General features: G+C 74.5%; 14 protein-coding genes. 8 read left to right on the forward strand and 6 right to left on the reverse strand.

From position 1 onward, the window contains the following. The coding region (locus AB0B76_RS03710) for a hypothetical protein (RefSeq protein WP_360368791.1) at window positions 1-259 on the forward strand (259 nt) is incomplete at its 5' end. Between the two features lie 81 nt (window positions 260-340). Here AB0B76_RS03710 and AB0B76_RS03715 read toward each other — a convergent pair. Continuing rightward, a complete protein-coding gene (locus tag AB0B76_RS03715; RefSeq protein ID WP_360368794.1) occupies window positions 341-1,771 on the reverse strand; it encodes an MFS transporter in 1,431 nt (476 codons plus the stop codon). Window positions 1,772-1,882: 111 nt separating this feature from the next. On the opposite strand from AB0B76_RS03715, the gene AB0B76_RS03720 reads away from it, so the two are divergent. Together AB0B76_RS03720 and yidD are read left to right on the forward strand one after the other, a co-directional pair. Further along, window positions 1,883-2,455, forward strand: coding sequence for a helix-turn-helix domain-containing protein (locus AB0B76_RS03720; RefSeq protein ID WP_360368797.1), 573 nt, complete (start codon window positions 1,883-1,885; stop codon window positions 2,453-2,455). 32 nt (window positions 2,456-2,487) lie between these two features. Beyond that, window positions 2,488-2,910 (forward strand): membrane protein insertion efficiency factor YidD, encoded by a 423-nt coding sequence (gene yidD, locus AB0B76_RS03725; protein WP_360368800.1) that lies wholly within the window; start codon window positions 2,488-2,490, stop codon window positions 2,908-2,910. Here yidD and AB0B76_RS03730 read toward each other — a convergent pair. Beyond that, a complete protein-coding gene (locus tag AB0B76_RS03730; protein WP_360368803.1) occupies window positions 2,907-3,572 on the reverse strand; it encodes a permease prefix domain 1-containing protein in 666 nt (221 codons plus the stop codon). The genes yidD and AB0B76_RS03730 overlap by 4 nt on opposite strands. Window positions 3,573-3,714: 142 nt before the next feature. On the opposite strand from AB0B76_RS03730, the gene AB0B76_RS03735 reads away from it, so the two are divergent. After that, the gene (locus AB0B76_RS03735) at window positions 3,715-5,181 is read left to right on the forward strand and encodes a multicopper oxidase domain-containing protein (RefSeq protein ID WP_360368806.1); all 1,467 of its coding nucleotides are present in this window, start codon (window positions 3,715-3,717) and stop codon (window positions 5,179-5,181) included. Window positions 5,182-5,355: 174 nt separating this feature from the next. Here the strand turns inward: AB0B76_RS03735 and AB0B76_RS03740 are convergent, their stop codons facing one another. Continuing rightward, the gene (locus AB0B76_RS03740; RefSeq protein ID WP_360368809.1) at window positions 5,356-6,717 is read right to left on the reverse strand and encodes an FAD-dependent monooxygenase; all 1,362 of its coding nucleotides are present in this window, start codon (window positions 6,715-6,717) and stop codon (window positions 5,356-5,358) included. Window positions 6,718-6,849: 132 nt separating this feature from the next. Between AB0B76_RS03740 and AB0B76_RS03745 the strand changes: the two genes are divergently transcribed. The 3 genes from AB0B76_RS03745 (at window position 6,850) to AB0B76_RS03755 (ending at window position 9,604) form a co-directional block, all read left to right on the forward strand. After that, window positions 6,850-8,205, forward strand: coding sequence for an MFS transporter (locus AB0B76_RS03745; RefSeq protein ID WP_360368812.1), 1,356 nt, complete (start codon window positions 6,850-6,852; stop codon window positions 8,203-8,205). Then, window positions 8,177-8,839, forward strand: a complete 663-nt coding sequence (locus AB0B76_RS03750) for a response regulator transcription factor (protein ID WP_360368815.1) — start codon at window positions 8,177-8,179, stop codon at window positions 8,837-8,839. Before AB0B76_RS03745 ends, AB0B76_RS03750 begins: the two co-directional genes overlap by 29 nt. Before the next feature lie 72 nt (window positions 8,840-8,911). Then, window positions 8,912-9,604: a DUF2306 domain-containing protein gene (locus AB0B76_RS03755; RefSeq protein ID WP_360368818.1), complete on the forward strand. Its 693-nt coding sequence runs from the start codon at window positions 8,912-8,914 to the stop codon at window positions 9,602-9,604. Here AB0B76_RS03755 and AB0B76_RS03760 read toward each other — a convergent pair. From AB0B76_RS03760 to AB0B76_RS03770, 3 genes are all read right to left on the reverse strand, one after another. Continuing rightward, on the reverse strand, window positions 9,543-9,809 hold the full coding sequence (locus AB0B76_RS03760) for a hypothetical protein (RefSeq protein WP_360368820.1): 267 nt from the start codon (window positions 9,807-9,809) through the stop codon (window positions 9,543-9,545). The genes AB0B76_RS03755 and AB0B76_RS03760 overlap by 62 nt on opposite strands. 652 nt (window positions 9,810-10,461) lie before the next feature. After that, the gene (locus AB0B76_RS03765; RefSeq protein ID WP_360368822.1) at window positions 10,462-11,712 is read right to left on the reverse strand and encodes an RNA polymerase sigma factor; all 1,251 of its coding nucleotides are present in this window, start codon (window positions 11,710-11,712) and stop codon (window positions 10,462-10,464) included. A gap of 13 nt (window positions 11,713-11,725) precedes the next feature. Next, a complete protein-coding gene (locus AB0B76_RS03770; protein WP_360368825.1) occupies window positions 11,726-12,082 on the reverse strand; it encodes a YciI family protein in 357 nt (118 codons plus the stop codon). Window positions 12,083-12,169: 87 nt separating this feature from the next. Here AB0B76_RS03770 and AB0B76_RS03775 point away from each other — a divergent pair, with 87 nt between their 5' ends. Further along, the gene (locus AB0B76_RS03775) at window positions 12,170-13,249 is read left to right on the forward strand and encodes a glycosyltransferase (protein ID WP_360368828.1); all 1,080 of its coding nucleotides are present in this window, start codon (window positions 12,170-12,172) and stop codon (window positions 13,247-13,249) included. The last annotated feature ends 31 nt before the right edge of the window (window positions 13,250-13,280 follow it).

Raw genomic sequence — 13,280 nt, forward strand, 5'->3', positions numbered from 1 at the left:
GGAGGCCACGAACTTCGCGCAGGGCCACCACGAGGAGTTCGACCAGCCGGGCGTCGTGCACGCCGAGTCGGACGACTACACCAACTACAACCACAACGCGTCCGAGGACGACCACGTCTTCGCCGCCGAGGGCAGCGAGGACTCGCACCAGGCCGAGTTCAGCGAGCTCGACGCCCTGCAGCAGCGCTTCGACGCCGCGTTCGCCGAGGGCACCGAGTACCACGCCGACGGTGGCCAGGGCGAGATCGCGGCCAAGTAAGGCCAGCTCAACTCATGGTGTGTGGCAACGGCCGGGCCGGCGGATCAGCCCCGCCGGCCCGGCGCCCCACCACACTCCCGATCAACGGCCACGCAACGCACTCGGTTGTTCGACTTCGTCCGGGTGTCCGGGACTGTCCGGACATTCCCGGCCGCCCGCGCGAAGTCGGCCATCCGGGTGCGTTTTCGCGTTCGCGGCCCCCAGCGCCGTGATCATCAGGATCAGCGCGGCCGTGGCCAGGATCGCGGCCGCGACGAAGGCCCGCCCCATGCCGGCCGGGCCCGCCGCCGCCACCAGCACCGCCAGCCCGAACGAGCTGCCCAGCCACTGCGTCGTCTGCAGCACGCCGGAGGCGGCGCCGGCCGACGAGCCCTCGACGCGGGACAGGATCAGCGTGTAGATCGGCACGAACGACAGCCCGCCGCCCAGCCCGACCAGGGCCAGCGGGGCGATCGCGGCGACCAGCGGGCTACCCGGCCCGACCAGGCTCAGCAGCACCTGCGCGGCGATCAGCCCGGCCAGCGCGCTGCCGATCACCCGGCGCGGCCCGAAGCGGCCCAGCAGCCGCGGCACGAGGCGCGCGGCGGTGAACAGGCCCAGCGACATCGGCAGGAACGCCAGCCCGGTCGCGACCGGGCCGAGGCCGCGGACCTGCTGCAGGTACGTGGTCAGGAAGAAGAACGGGCCGATCATGCTGGGGCCGACGAGCAGCAGCGCGGCGTAGCCCGAGGCGCGCGCCCGGTCGCGGAACAGCCCGAGCGGCACGACCGGCGCCGCGGCCCGCCGCTCGACGAGCACGAACGCGGCGAGCGCGGCCAGACCGCCGGCCAGCCCGGCGACGACCCGGGCGTCGGTCCAGCCGGCGGTGGCGGCGCGGATCAACGCGTACACGATGCCGAGCATGCCCGCGGTGACCGCCAGGGCCCCGGGCACGTCGAAACGGCCCGCGTGCCGGGGCGTCTCCGGCAGCCGCCGGCGGGCCAGCAGCGCGATCGCCGCCCCGATCGGCACGTTGACCAGGAACACCCAGCGCCAGCTCACGGCCGCGGTCACCACCCCGCCGAGGACGAGGCCGAGCGACGCGCCGCCGCTGATCACCGCCGAGGAGATCCCGAGCGCGCGGTTGCGCTGCGGCCCCTCGGCGAACGTGTTCGCGATGAGCGCGAGCGTGCTGGGCGAGGCCAGCGCCGCGCCGAGGCCCTGCACCGCGCGGGCGGCCAGCAGCTGCCCGGGATCGCGGGCCAGCGCGGCGGCGAGCGAGGCGGCGGTGAAGACGAGCACGCCGGCGACGAAGACGCGGCGGCGGCCGAGCACGTCGCCGAGGCGCCCGCCGAGCATGAGCAGGCCGGCGAAGGCGATGGTGTACGCGTTGAGCACCCAGGCCAGGCCGGCCGGGGTGAAGTGCAGCGCGGCCGAGATGCGCGGCAGCGCGACGTTGACGATTGTCGCGTCGATGCCGAGCAGCAGCTGGCACGACACGATGAGCGCGAGGGCGAGGCGTTGCCTGGGCACGGTGAAGCTCCCTGCTCTTGGCAAGATTGGCCGGCGGAGTCACACTGAAGCGGAGACCGTCTCCGCTCTTCGAACCATACGGAGACTCTCTCCGTTTAGCAAGGGGGACGTATGCCTCAGCGGGCCGACGCGCGCCGTAACTACGAGCGCATCCTGGCCGCGGCGAGCGAGGCCGTCGCCGAGAAGGGCGCCGAGGCCTCCCTCGACGACATCGCCAGGCGCGCCGGCGTCGGGCCCGGCACCCTCTACCGCCACTTCCCGACCCGCCAGCACCTGCTGGACGCGGTCTTCCACGACCGGATCGTCCGGCTGCGCGACGAGGCCGTCCGGCTGCTCGCCGAGGAGCCCGACCCCCGTGCCGCCCTCGGCACCTGGCTGCGCGCCTTCATCGAGCATCTGCGGGTGTACCGCGGGCTGTCCGACGCCCTCAAGGCGATCTACGACCATGGCGACCAGCTCATGATCTCCAGCCGCGACCTCCTGCGCTGGTCGGTCGGCACGCTCCTGGCCCGGGCGCAGGAGGCCGGTGTGGTGCGCACCGACATCGACCCGACCGACCTGCTGCGGCTGGGCCACGGGGCGGGCACGGTGTGCGAGCCGGAGCCCTCCGGCGACGAGCGGGCCGACCGGTTCGTGCGCCTCCTGATGGATGGGCTCGGTGTCGGAGCCGCGACCAATCCTTGATCGTCCCCGCGGCGGTGGTCACAATCGCGGCCATGGGCTTGGGCGAGTACGTCGGCATGTGGCGGGCGCGGAGGCGGCACCGCCGGATGCAGGAGCAGCGGCGCCGGAACCGCCGCGACAACGACTGCCTGCCGGACTGCGACTTCTGTGACTGTGACTGCAGCCCGTTCATGCTGGGCTCGCTGCTGTCGCTCATGGCGGTCTCCGCGCCGTCGCTGGCGCCGCGGCGCGACCCGAGCGGGCCCGGGCGGGCGGGGATGACGGCGATCCGCGGGTACCAGCGATTCGTGACCCCGCATCTGCCCATCAGGTGCCGGCAGGTGCCCTCGTGCAGCGAGTACGGCCGGCAAGCCGTGCGGCGCTACGGGCTCGTCGAGGGCTCGCGGCTCACCGCGGCGCGGATCCGCCGCTGCAACCCGTCGACGCCGCGCGGCACCGTGGACCCGGTTCCTTAAGCGGCGCGGACGCAGCGCAGGCCGGAGTAGGTCATCAACGCCGGCAGCCCGAACGTGACGGCGGAGGCGGCCAGGCTCAGGCTCGTCGCCCCGCCGGTGTTCTCCTGGCCCCAGGTCGGGCTGAACGCGGACAGCAGTGTGCCGCCGACGATGAAGAACGCCACGACGCCGATCGCGGCGATGCCGGTGGCGCGCACGAACGCGCGGCCGACGTCGAGGTACCGGCTGCCGATCCCGCACGCCAGCGCGGCCAGCAGGGCGCCGAGGACCACCGCGTAGGTCGCGTAGTCGACCGTGTGGGCCAGGATCAGGTAGCCGCGGCCCGGCTGCCAGTTCCACGCCACCGCCGCGCGCCGCCAGGCCACCTCGGAGACCAGCGCCTGCACCGCGACCGCGGCGCCGACGATGACCGCGGTCCGGCGGCCCTGGGCCAGCGCCAGCTCGCGCTGGTAGTCCGGGGCGAGCGCGGCGACCGGGCCGAACTCCTCGACCGCGGCGCGCTCGGCGGCCAGGCGGTCCAGGCCCTCGTCCTCGTACCGCTCGGCGGCGTCGATCAGCCCGTCGCGGGCCTCCTGGACCAGGTCCGCCTTGGCCGTGCGGGGGCCGCGCAGGGCGCCGCGCAGCGTCGCGACGTAGGCGTCGATGGGGCCGGCAGTCAGCACCAACTCAGCATGCCGCCCGGGCGCGGGCAAGGCAGTCCGGGTTGTCCCTGAGCTTTCCCCGGGTTCGGGCCTCGGGTCTGGCGGCCCGCCCCCAGCACCAGCGACGCTACATGTAGCCGTTCTACATGTAGGGAGACATGACATGCGCAAGTGGCTGCTGGGCGGGCTGGTCCTGCTGCTCGTGCTGTGCGGGGGTGGGGTCGCCGCGCTGGTGTACTTCTTCGCCCGCCCCCCGCTCGACGTCCACGCCGACTTCGAGCACCCGCTCAAGGTGCCACCCCTGGCGACCTCGACCGTCGACGCGCAGGGCCGGCGGGTGTTCGACCTGCGCGCCGAGCCGGGCGACAGCGACTTCGGCCATGGCGCGACCCGCACGTGGGGGTACAACGGCGCCTATCTCGGCCCGACGCTGCGCGCCCACCGCGGCGAGCCGGTCGTGGTCAACGTCCGCAATGCCCTGGCCGAGTCCACCACCGTGCACTGGCACGGCATGCACCTGCCGGCCGCGATGGACGGCGGACCGCACCGCCCGATCCCGTCGGGCGGCTCGTTCCAGGCGGCGTGGACGGTCGACCAGCCGGCGGCGACGCTGTGGTACCACCCCCACCCGAGCGAGCGCACCGAGACCCAGGTGTACCGCGGCCTCGCCGGGCTGTTCCTCGTCGACGACGACGAGCCCGCGCAGCGCGCCCTGCCCCACGACTACGGCGTCGACGACATCCCGGTCCTGGTGCAGGACAAGGAGTTCGACGGTGCCCAGCTGAGCATGAGCGGCCGCTTCGGCAGCGACATCGGGGTGCTCGGCGACGAGATCCTCGTCAACGGCACCCCCGGCGCCTACCTCGACGTGCGCTCCGAGCTCGTCCGTCTCCGGCTGGTCAACGCCTCGACCGCGCGCATCTACAACTTCGCCCTCGCCGACGGCCGCCCGTTCGCGCTCGTCGGCACCGACGGCGGCCTGCTCGAGCGGCCCGCCATGACCGACCACGTGCGGCTCTCCGTCGGCGAGCGGACCGAGATCGTGGTCGCGCTGCGGCCGGGGGAGCGGGTGGCGCTGCGCAGCGTCCGCGCGCTCGGGGGCGACCTCGAGAGCCGCTTCAACGGCGGGCAGGACGCCTTCGACATCCTCCAGCTGCGCGCCGCCGCGACCCTCACGCCGGCCACGCTGCCGAAGACCCTGGTGCGGATCCCGCGCCTGGACCCGGCCCAGGCCGAGCAGACCCGCACCTTCGAGTTCCAGGGCCGGGAGATCAACGGCGACAGCATGGACATGGGCCGGGTCGACGCGGTGGTCGTCAAGGACACCGTCGAGGTCTGGAACGTCTCCAACGGCCACGGCACCCCGCACAGCTTCCACATCCACGACGTGCAGTTCCAGGTCCTGAAGGTGGACGGGCAGGCGCCGCCGCCGGAGCTGTCAGGCTGGAAGGACACCGTCTTCCTGGAGCCGCGCCAGCACTACTCGGTGATCGCGAAGTTCGCCGACTACGCCGACCCGACCACCGCGTACATGTTCCACTGCCACGTTCTCAAGCACGAGGACGAGGGCATGATGGGCCAGTTCGTGGTCGTCGAGCGGGGTCAGCAGCCGCGGCTCGGGCACGGATGAGAGGGTGCCGGGCCCCCCGTGGCGGCGCGGAGCCCGGCACGTCTCAAAGCGTTCCGTCGTCCCCGTGTGTCGTCCGTTCGCCGGCAACAAACCAACGAGAACCGCTCTGTGACGGGCATGACACATCGATGAACGCTCCCATGTCAAGGGATGATCACATCGAGGTGTCCGGAATCACCGAGGGTCCCCCAGATGTGCGCGGAGCGCGACGGCGACGTCTCCCTCGGTGCCCGTCCACGCGGTGTAGCCGTCGGGCCGGACGAGCGCGCAGTGTTCGTGGCGGACGTGGATGAGGCGGCCGTCGTACCCCTCCGGCGCCCGCGGGGCCAGCAGTACGTGCCGGCCCGCGCGGAGCCGCTCGTAGAGCCGGGCCCCGCCGAGTTCCAGGTCGGCCTGGCGGGGCGCGTCGTCGTAGTCGATGCCGATCCCGGACACGGTGCCGGTGAGCTTCCGCTGCACCGCCGGCACGTGCAGCGCCAGCCCGCCGAGCACGTCGCGGCCGAGCCGGGCGCCGCGGGAGTGCAGCAGCGCGAGGCGGATGAGCCCGCCGCTGGAGCGCAGCACCGTCCGGCCGACGGCGTGCCGCTCCGTCTGGTACGTGTCGAGCAGCCCGGCCGGCGCCCAGCCCGCCCCGGCCGCGGCGAGCTTCCAGCTGAGGTTTGCCGCGTCCTGCAGGCCGGTGTTCATGCCCTGGCCGCCGGCCGGGGAGTGCACGTGGGCGGCGTCGCCGGCGAGGAAGACGCGGCCGGTGCGGTACCGCTCGACCTGCCGCTCGTCGCTGTGGAACCGCGACAGCCAGCGGCACTCGCCCAGCCCGAAGTCGGTGCCGAACGCCGCCCGGACGGTGGCGCGGACCTCCTCGAGCTCCAGCGGCACGTCGTCGGTGACCTGGTGCTCGCGGTTCCAGGCGAAGACGCGGTACCACCCGTCGCCGAACGGGGCCACGAAGGCGAACGCGGAGCCGACCGCGCTGACGGAGATGACGTCGGCCGGCGGCTCGGCCATCCGGACGTCGGCGAGCATGAGCGAGCGCACCGCGGACCGGCCCGGGAAGTCCAGGCCCAGCGCCCGGCGCACCGCGCTGCGGGCGCCGTCGGCCCCGACCAGCCAGTCCGCGGCGTGGGTGCCGCCGTCGGTGCCGACCTCGACGCCGTGCTCGTCCTGGCGCACGCCGGTGACCGTGGTGCCGCGCACGATCCGCGCGCCGGCCTTGAGGGCGCGCTCCTCGAGGATGCGTTCGACGTTGTACTGCGGGGTGATGAGCACGTACGGGAACCGCGACGGCAGCGTGCCCAGGTTCACCGACACGTGGCCGAACAGCCGCAGCCGCTCCACCTTCGTCCCGGTGGCGATGACGTCCTCGGCGATGCCCCGCGCGTCGAACTGCTCCAGCGTCCGCGCGTGCACGGCGAACGCGCGGGTCAGGTTGGACTCCCCCGAGCGCCGCTCCAGCACGGTGACCTCGCCGCCGGCGGCGGCGAGGTCACCGGCGAGCAGCAGGCCGGTGGGGCCGGCCCCGGCGATGACGGTCTTCATGGCTCCTCCTTGGTCCGTTTGCCAACAAGTGTTGGCAAACAATTGTTGGCATACGCGGCGCACGATGTCAACGGGTGCTGAAATGCCCGGCGGCTTGACCTGAAGCCGTGTTGAGGTGCGACGTTGGGCCGCGTGGAGAACAGACGCACGCTCACCGCCGGACTGGTGACCCTGGTCACGCTCGTCGCCTTCGAGGCGGTCGCGGTCACCGCCGCCATGCCCTCGGTCGCCCGCGCCCTCTACGGGCTTTCGCTCTACGGGTTCGCCTTCGGCGGCGCCCTCGCCACCAGCGTGGTCGGCATGGTCCTCGCGGGCTCGTGGTGCGACCGCGCCGGCCCCGCGCGCCCGGCCGCGGTGGGCGTGGCGCTGTTCGCCGCCGGACTGCTCCTCGCCGGGCTGGCCCCGTCCATGTGGGTGCTCGTGCTCGGGCGGCTGGTGCAGGGGTTCGGCGGCGGCCTGGTAAACGTGGCGCTGTTCGTCGTCGTGGGCCGCGCCTACCCCGCGGCCGAGCATCCACGCGTGTTCTCGATGATGTCGGCCGCGTGGGTGCTCCCGGCGATCGCCGGGCCCGCGGTGGCCGGGGCGATCGTGCAGTACATCGGGTGGCGGTGGGTCTTCCTGCTGGTCGTCTTCGCGGCGGTCCCCGCCATGGCGGTCGTCTGGCCCCGCATATCGGTGATCTCCGGCGGTTCCGGCTCGGCGGAGCGCGGCCGTACCTGGTGGGCGCTCGGCGCCGCCGTGGGCGCGCTCGTGCTCTACGTCGGCGGCCAGGAGTCGTTGCCGCTGCTCGGGGCCGGGGTCGTGATCGTCGCGGTGTGCGGCCGGCGGCTCCTGCCGCCCGGGGCCTTCACCGGCGCCCGCGGCCTGCCCAGCGTCGTGCTCCTGCGCGGGCTGACCGGCGCCGCGTTCGTGCTGGGCGACGTCTTCATCCCGCTGCTGCTCACCCGCGAGCGCGGCCTCAGCCCCGCCCTCGCCGGGCTCAGCGTGACCGTCGGCGCGCTCTTCTGGTCCGGCGGCTCGTGGATCCAGGCGCGGCAGGGGCAGCGGTTCTCCGACACGGCCCGGCTCCGGCTCGGCACCGCGGCGGTCGCGGCCGGCGTGGTGTCTGCGACGGCGGTGACTGCGGCAGCGGTACCGCTGGCCGTCGTCGTCGCCGGCTGGTGCCTCGCCGGCTTCGGCATGGGCCTGGTGTCCCCGGGCACCGCGGCGCTCGTGCTGCGCCTGTCGGGCCCGGCCGAGCAGGGCGCGAACAGCTCCGCCCTGGCCGTCGCCGACGCGCTGCTCACCACCACCGCGCTCGCCGCCGGCGGCTCCCTGTTCGCCGCGCTCGTCGATGCGGGCCCGGTCGCGTACCTCGCCGCGTTCGCGGTCGCGCTCGTCCCCGCGCTCGGCGGGGTCGCCCTGGCCGGTCGTACTTTCGGCGGATCTGACGGTACGGTGCCGCCCGTAGCATTGGCCGGTGAGCGTGCGGGTGCTGGTCGCGGATGACCAGGAGATTGTCCGGACCGGGCTGACGATGATCCTCAACGCCCAGCCGGACATCGAGGTGGTCGCCGAGGCCCCCGACGGCCGCCGCGCCGTCGAGCTGGCCCAGCGGCTGCGCCCCGACGTCTGCCTCCTCGACGTGCGGATGCCGACCATGGACGGGCTGGAGGCGACCCGGCTGCTGGCCGGGCCGGACGTCGAGGACCCGCTCGCCGTCGTGGTCATCACCACGTTCGACCTCGACGAGTACGTCTACGCGGCCCTGCGCGCCGGCGCCCGCGGCTTCCTGCTCAAGGACGCCGGCCCGGCGCTGCTCGCCCAGGCCGTGCACGCGGCCGCGAACGGCGACGCGCTCATCGCGCCCAGCGTCACGACCCGGCTCCTGCGCGCCTTCGCCGACAACGGCCCCGCCGCCCCGCCCCGCCAGCCCGTCGACGCGCTCACCGAGCGCGAGGAGCAGGTGCTGGCCCGGGTGGCCCGGGGCCGCACCAACAACGAGATCGCCGACGAGCTGTTCATCACCCTGAGCACCGTCAAGACCCACGTGACCGCGCTGATGCTCAAGCTCGGCGTGCGCAACCGGGTGGAGATCGCGATGTGGGCGTACGAGACCAACCGGGTACGACCCGGCACCTGAACTTTGGTACGGCTCCGATCCCGGTCCGCGGACCGATGTCTCCGCCCCGCCCGCGGCCCACCATCGATGCTCATGACGACCGTTGCCGCCCCGCCCCGCCGCCGCCCGCGCCGCGACTGGCCCATCATCACCGGCCTGTTCCTGCTCGCCCTCGTGCCGTCCCTGGCCGGCGGCGTGCGCGCCGCCCAGCTCACCGGCGGCGTCGAGCGCACCGCCGCCAACGCCCGCTTCGTCGACCAGCCCGCTCCGGTCCTCGTCCACATCGTCGCGGTCGTGCTGTTCGCGTTCCTCGGCGCCCTCCAGCTCGCCCCGCGGTTCCGGCAACGGCACCGCCGGTGGCACCGCGTCAGCGGCCGGGTGGTCGCGGTCGCGGGCCTCGCGGTGGCCCTGTCCGGCCTGTGGATGACCGCCTTCTACGACCTGCCCGACAGCGACAACGCCGTCACCAACGCGGCCCGCTACGTCGTGGGCACCCTCATGCTGGTCTCGATCGTCCTGGGTTTCGCCGCGATCCGCCGCCGCGACTTCCACACCCACAAGGCGTGGATGCTGCGCGCCTACGCGATCGCCATGGGCGCCGGCACACAGGTCTTCACGAGCCTGCCGCTGCTGCCGCTGGACCCGGCGGGCCCGAACTACCCGGCCTGGCGCTGCGTGGCCATGATCTCCGCCTGGGTGCTCAACCTCGCCGTCGCCGAGATCATCATCCGCCGCACAGCCCCCCGCCGCCGCCCGGCGGCCGTCCCGGCCACCAGTAGCCGATGACGACCGCGTCCCCGAGCGTGTCGTCGACGGGCCTGAACGGCCGGCGCGGGTTGAGCACGCCGGCGACATCGACGAGGGGGACGACCTCGCCGAGAGACGCGCGCAGCCGCACCTGATCGTCGTGGCCGGACGCGTTCCAGCTTTCGAGCACGGGCGCCAGCCGCAGCGGGACGGCCGCCGCGCCGGGCCGCGAGTGCAACGGCATCGGCCGATGCCAGGCCCGCACTGGCGCTGCCTGGCATCCGCCGTACGGGTGCCGCTCGGCATCCGCCGCCCGGCGCACGGCGGCCGGCGCGTGGAGGCGAGGCGCGCGGGCGGCGGCCGTGCGCGGAGGCGGCGTTGTGCGGCGGCGGGCGTGCGGCGGCGGGCGTGCGGCGGGCGTGCGGCGGCGGGCGTGCGGCGGCGGCCGTGCGGAGGCGGCGGGCGTGCGGAGGCGGGGCGCACGGCGGCGGCCGTGCGGCGGCGCGGCGTGCGGCGGCGCGGCGTGCGGCGGCGGGCGTGCGGAGGCGGGCGTGCGGCGGCGGTGTGCAGGAGGCGGCGGGCGTGCGGAGGCGGTGGGCGTGCGGCGGCGGGCGTGCGGAAGCGGTGGGCGTGCGGCGGCGGGCGTGCGGCGGTGGTGTGCAGGAGGCGGTGGGCGTGCGGAGGCGCCACGCCGGGCTCAGCGGCTGTACGGCGGGCGCTCGTGGGTGCTCTCCGTCAAGCTCCCGCGCTGCGCGCGAGCCGGTGCCCGGGCGTGCGGCGGCGGCTGTCGTCGCGGGCCTGCGAACCGGCATCGGCCCGGACATCGCGTGCGTGCCCCTCGGCGGGGGACGGACCCGCGTGTCCAGCCGGATCGGACCGGTCGGCGCGGGCCGTGGTCAGGCGCAGGACTCGGCGCGGGACAGGAGCAGGGCTCGCTCGCGTTCGTTGCGGGTCATCGACGCGGCGCGTTCGAACTCGGTGCGGGCCTCCTCGCGGCGGCCCAGGCGGAACAGGAAGTCGGCGCGTACCGAGGGCAGGAGGTGGTACCCCCGCAGCGCCTTGTCCTGCAGGAGCGGCTCCAGCACGGTCAGGCCCGCGGCCGGGCCGTCGGCCATCGAGACCGCCACGGCCCGGTTGAGCTCGACGATCGGGGAGGGGGCCAGGTCGGACAGCTGGGCGTACCGGCGCGCGATCTCCGACCAGTCGGTCTCCGCGGCCGTGCGGGCGCGCGCGTGGCACGCGGCGATCGCGGCCTGCAGGGTGTAGGTGCCGCCGCCGAGCTGCTCGGCTCGGTCCAGCGCTTTGAGGCCGCGGGTGATGAGCAGGCGGTCCCAGCGGCGGCGGTCCTGCTCCAGCAGGGTGATCGGCTCGCCGTCGGGGCCGGTGCGGGCGGCCGCGCGCGAGGCCTGGATCTCCAGGAGCGCGACCAGGCCGTGCACCTCGGCCTCAGCCGGCATGAGGCCCGCCAGGACGCGTCCTACGCGCATCGCCTCCTCGCACAGGGCGGGGCGCATCCAGTCGTCGCCGGCGGTCGCGGAGTAGCCCTCGTTGAAGATGAGGTAGATGACCTCCAGTACCGAGGCCAGGCGCTCGGTGCGGGCCGAGCCCGTGGGCAGCTCGAACGGGACCTGCGCGTCGGCCAGGGCCTTCTTGGCGCGGCTGATGCGCTGCCCGACTGTCGCGTCCGGGACCAGGAACGCGCGGGCGATCTCGTCCGTGGACAGGCCGCCGAGCATGCGCAGCGTCAGGGCCACGCGCGCCTCGGGCTTCAGCACCGGGTGGCACGCGGTGAAGATGAGGCGGAGCAGGTCGTCGTCGATGGGCTCGTCCTCGAGGACCGCGTCGAGCGCCGGATCGTCGAGGCGCTCCTCGCCGGCCAGGGCGGGCAGGTGCTTCTGCAGCACCTGCTGGCGCCGGATCGTGTCGATCCCGCGGCGCTTCGCCGTGGTCATCAGCCACGCCCCGGGGTTGCGCGGGACGCCCTCGGCCGGCCACTGTTCCAGCGCCGCGACCAGGGCGTCCTGCGCAAGCTCCTCCGCGAGGCCGACGTCGCCGACGAGCCGGGCGACGCCCGCGATCACGCGCGCCGCCTCGATCCGCCAGACCGCCTCGACCGCGGATTTCGCATCGGTACCCGTACTGCTCACCCGGCCAACATAGCTACCCCTCGTACTCGCTGACCTTCCGCACCTCGATCTCGATGTCGTGGTCGAACAGGTCGGCGAAGCGGCGGGCCCACTCGACCGCCTCGGCCTGGTCGCGCACCTGCACGATGCCGAAGCCGCCGATGACCTCCTTGGCCTCCGCGAACGGCCCGTCGACGACCGTGGTCTCGCCGTCCTTCTTGGTGATCGTCGCGGCCCCGGCCGAGCTCGGCAGCAGGCCCTCGGCGGCGAGCAGCACGCCGGCCTTGCTGACGTCCTCCATGTACTTGCCGAACTTCTCGATGAAGCCGGGGGTGGGCTGCCACATCGCCGGGTTCGAGTCGTCCAGCTTGTGCATCATCATGAAGCGCATTTCGGGTTCCCTTCGTGGTTTCTGTAGCCTTCACCACCGCGTCGAACTCGGTCGGCGGTTTTCGACAACACCCACGGAGAGATTTTCATGCGCATCCTCTTCGGGTTCGCCGGCGGCAGCGGCCACGTCCAGCCGCTGCTCCCGCTCGCCCGCGCCGCCGCCGCGCGCGGGCACGCCGTCGCGTTCACCGGACGGCCCGGCGGGCTCCCGGACGGCTTCGAGGGCTTCCCGGCCGGCACGGACGCGCCGAACGAGCGCCGCCCCCTGCTGGCGCTCGACCGCGAACGCGAGGCGCGCGAGTTCCGCGACGGCTTCGGCGGCTGGATCGCCCGCGAGCGCGCCGCGACGACCCGCGAGGTCGCCGCGCGGTGGCGCGCGGACCTGGTCGTCTGCGACGACGCCGACTTCGGCAGCATGATCGCCGCCGAGTCGCTGGGCCTTCCGCACGCCTCGGTGGTGGTACTGGCGGCGGGCACCTTCGGCCGCCCACCGGGTCTCGCGGCCGTCCTGGACGAGACCCGCTCGGTGTACGGCCTGCCCGCGGACCCGTCGCTCGCGATGCTCGACCGGCATCTGGTGATCTCCCCGGCGCCCCCGGCGTTCCGCCCGGCCGCGCAGCTCATGCGCCCGTTCCCGCCCGTGCCGCCGGCCCCGACGAGCCCGCCGACCGTGTACTTCACGCTGGGCACGATCTTCAACACCGAGTCGGGCGATCTCTTCGCCCGCCTCCTGGCCGGCTTCGCCACGCTGCCGGTCTCCCTGGTGGTGACGGTGGGACCGGCGATCGACCCGGCCGAGCTGGGGCCGCAGCCTGCGAACGTGCACGTGGAGCGGTACGTGCCGCAGGCCTCGCTGCTGCCGCGATGCTCGGCGGTCGTGGCGCACGCCGGCTCGGGTACGGTGCTCGGCGCCCTCGCCCACGGGCTGCCGATGGTGCTGGTGCCGATGGGCGCGGACCAGCCGGACAACGCGGACCGCTGCGCCGAGCTGGGCGTGGCGGTGGTCCTGGACGCGGTGGCGGCGACGCCCGCGGACGCGGCCGCGGCGCTGCGCACGGTGCTTGACGACCCGTCGTACGCGGCCGCGGCCGAGGCGCTGCGCCGCGAGGTCGCGGCGATGCCCGACCCGGCCGAGGTGGTGGCGCGCCTGGAGACGCTGCGCGCGTAGGGCCGAGCCGCGGCCGCGGCGCGCGCCTGGA

The sequence above is a fragment of the Dactylosporangium sp. NPDC049140 genome, from assembly GCF_040648435.1.

Bases quoted from the DNA above. Each gene is read 5' to 3' on its own strand.
- AB0B76_RS03755 (WP_360368818.1), top strand. From the start codon at position 8,912: ATGACGACCGTTGCCGCCCCGCCCCGCCGCCGCCCGCGCCGCGACTGG.
- AB0B76_RS03735 (WP_360368806.1), top strand. From the start codon at position 3,715: ATGCGCAAGTGGCTGCTGGGCGGGCTGGTCCTGCTGCTCGTGCTGTGC.
- AB0B76_RS03760 (WP_360368820.1), bottom strand. From the start codon at position 9,809: ATGCCGTTGCACTCGCGGCCCGGCGCGGCGGCCGTCCCGCTGCGGCTG.
- AB0B76_RS03740 (WP_360368809.1), bottom strand. From the start codon at position 6,717: ATGAAGACCGTCATCGCCGGGGCCGGCCCCACCGGCCTGCTGCTCGCC.
- AB0B76_RS03770 (WP_360368825.1), bottom strand. From the start codon at position 12,082: ATGCGCTTCATGATGATGCACAAGCTGGACGACTCGAACCCGGCGATG.
- AB0B76_RS03775 (WP_360368828.1), top strand. From the start codon at position 12,170: ATGCGCATCCTCTTCGGGTTCGCCGGCGGCAGCGGCCACGTCCAGCCG.
- AB0B76_RS03720 (WP_360368797.1), top strand. From the start codon at position 1,883: ATGCCTCAGCGGGCCGACGCGCGCCGTAACTACGAGCGCATCCTGGCC.
- yidD (WP_360368800.1), top strand. From the start codon at position 2,488: ATGGGCTTGGGCGAGTACGTCGGCATGTGGCGGGCGCGGAGGCGGCAC.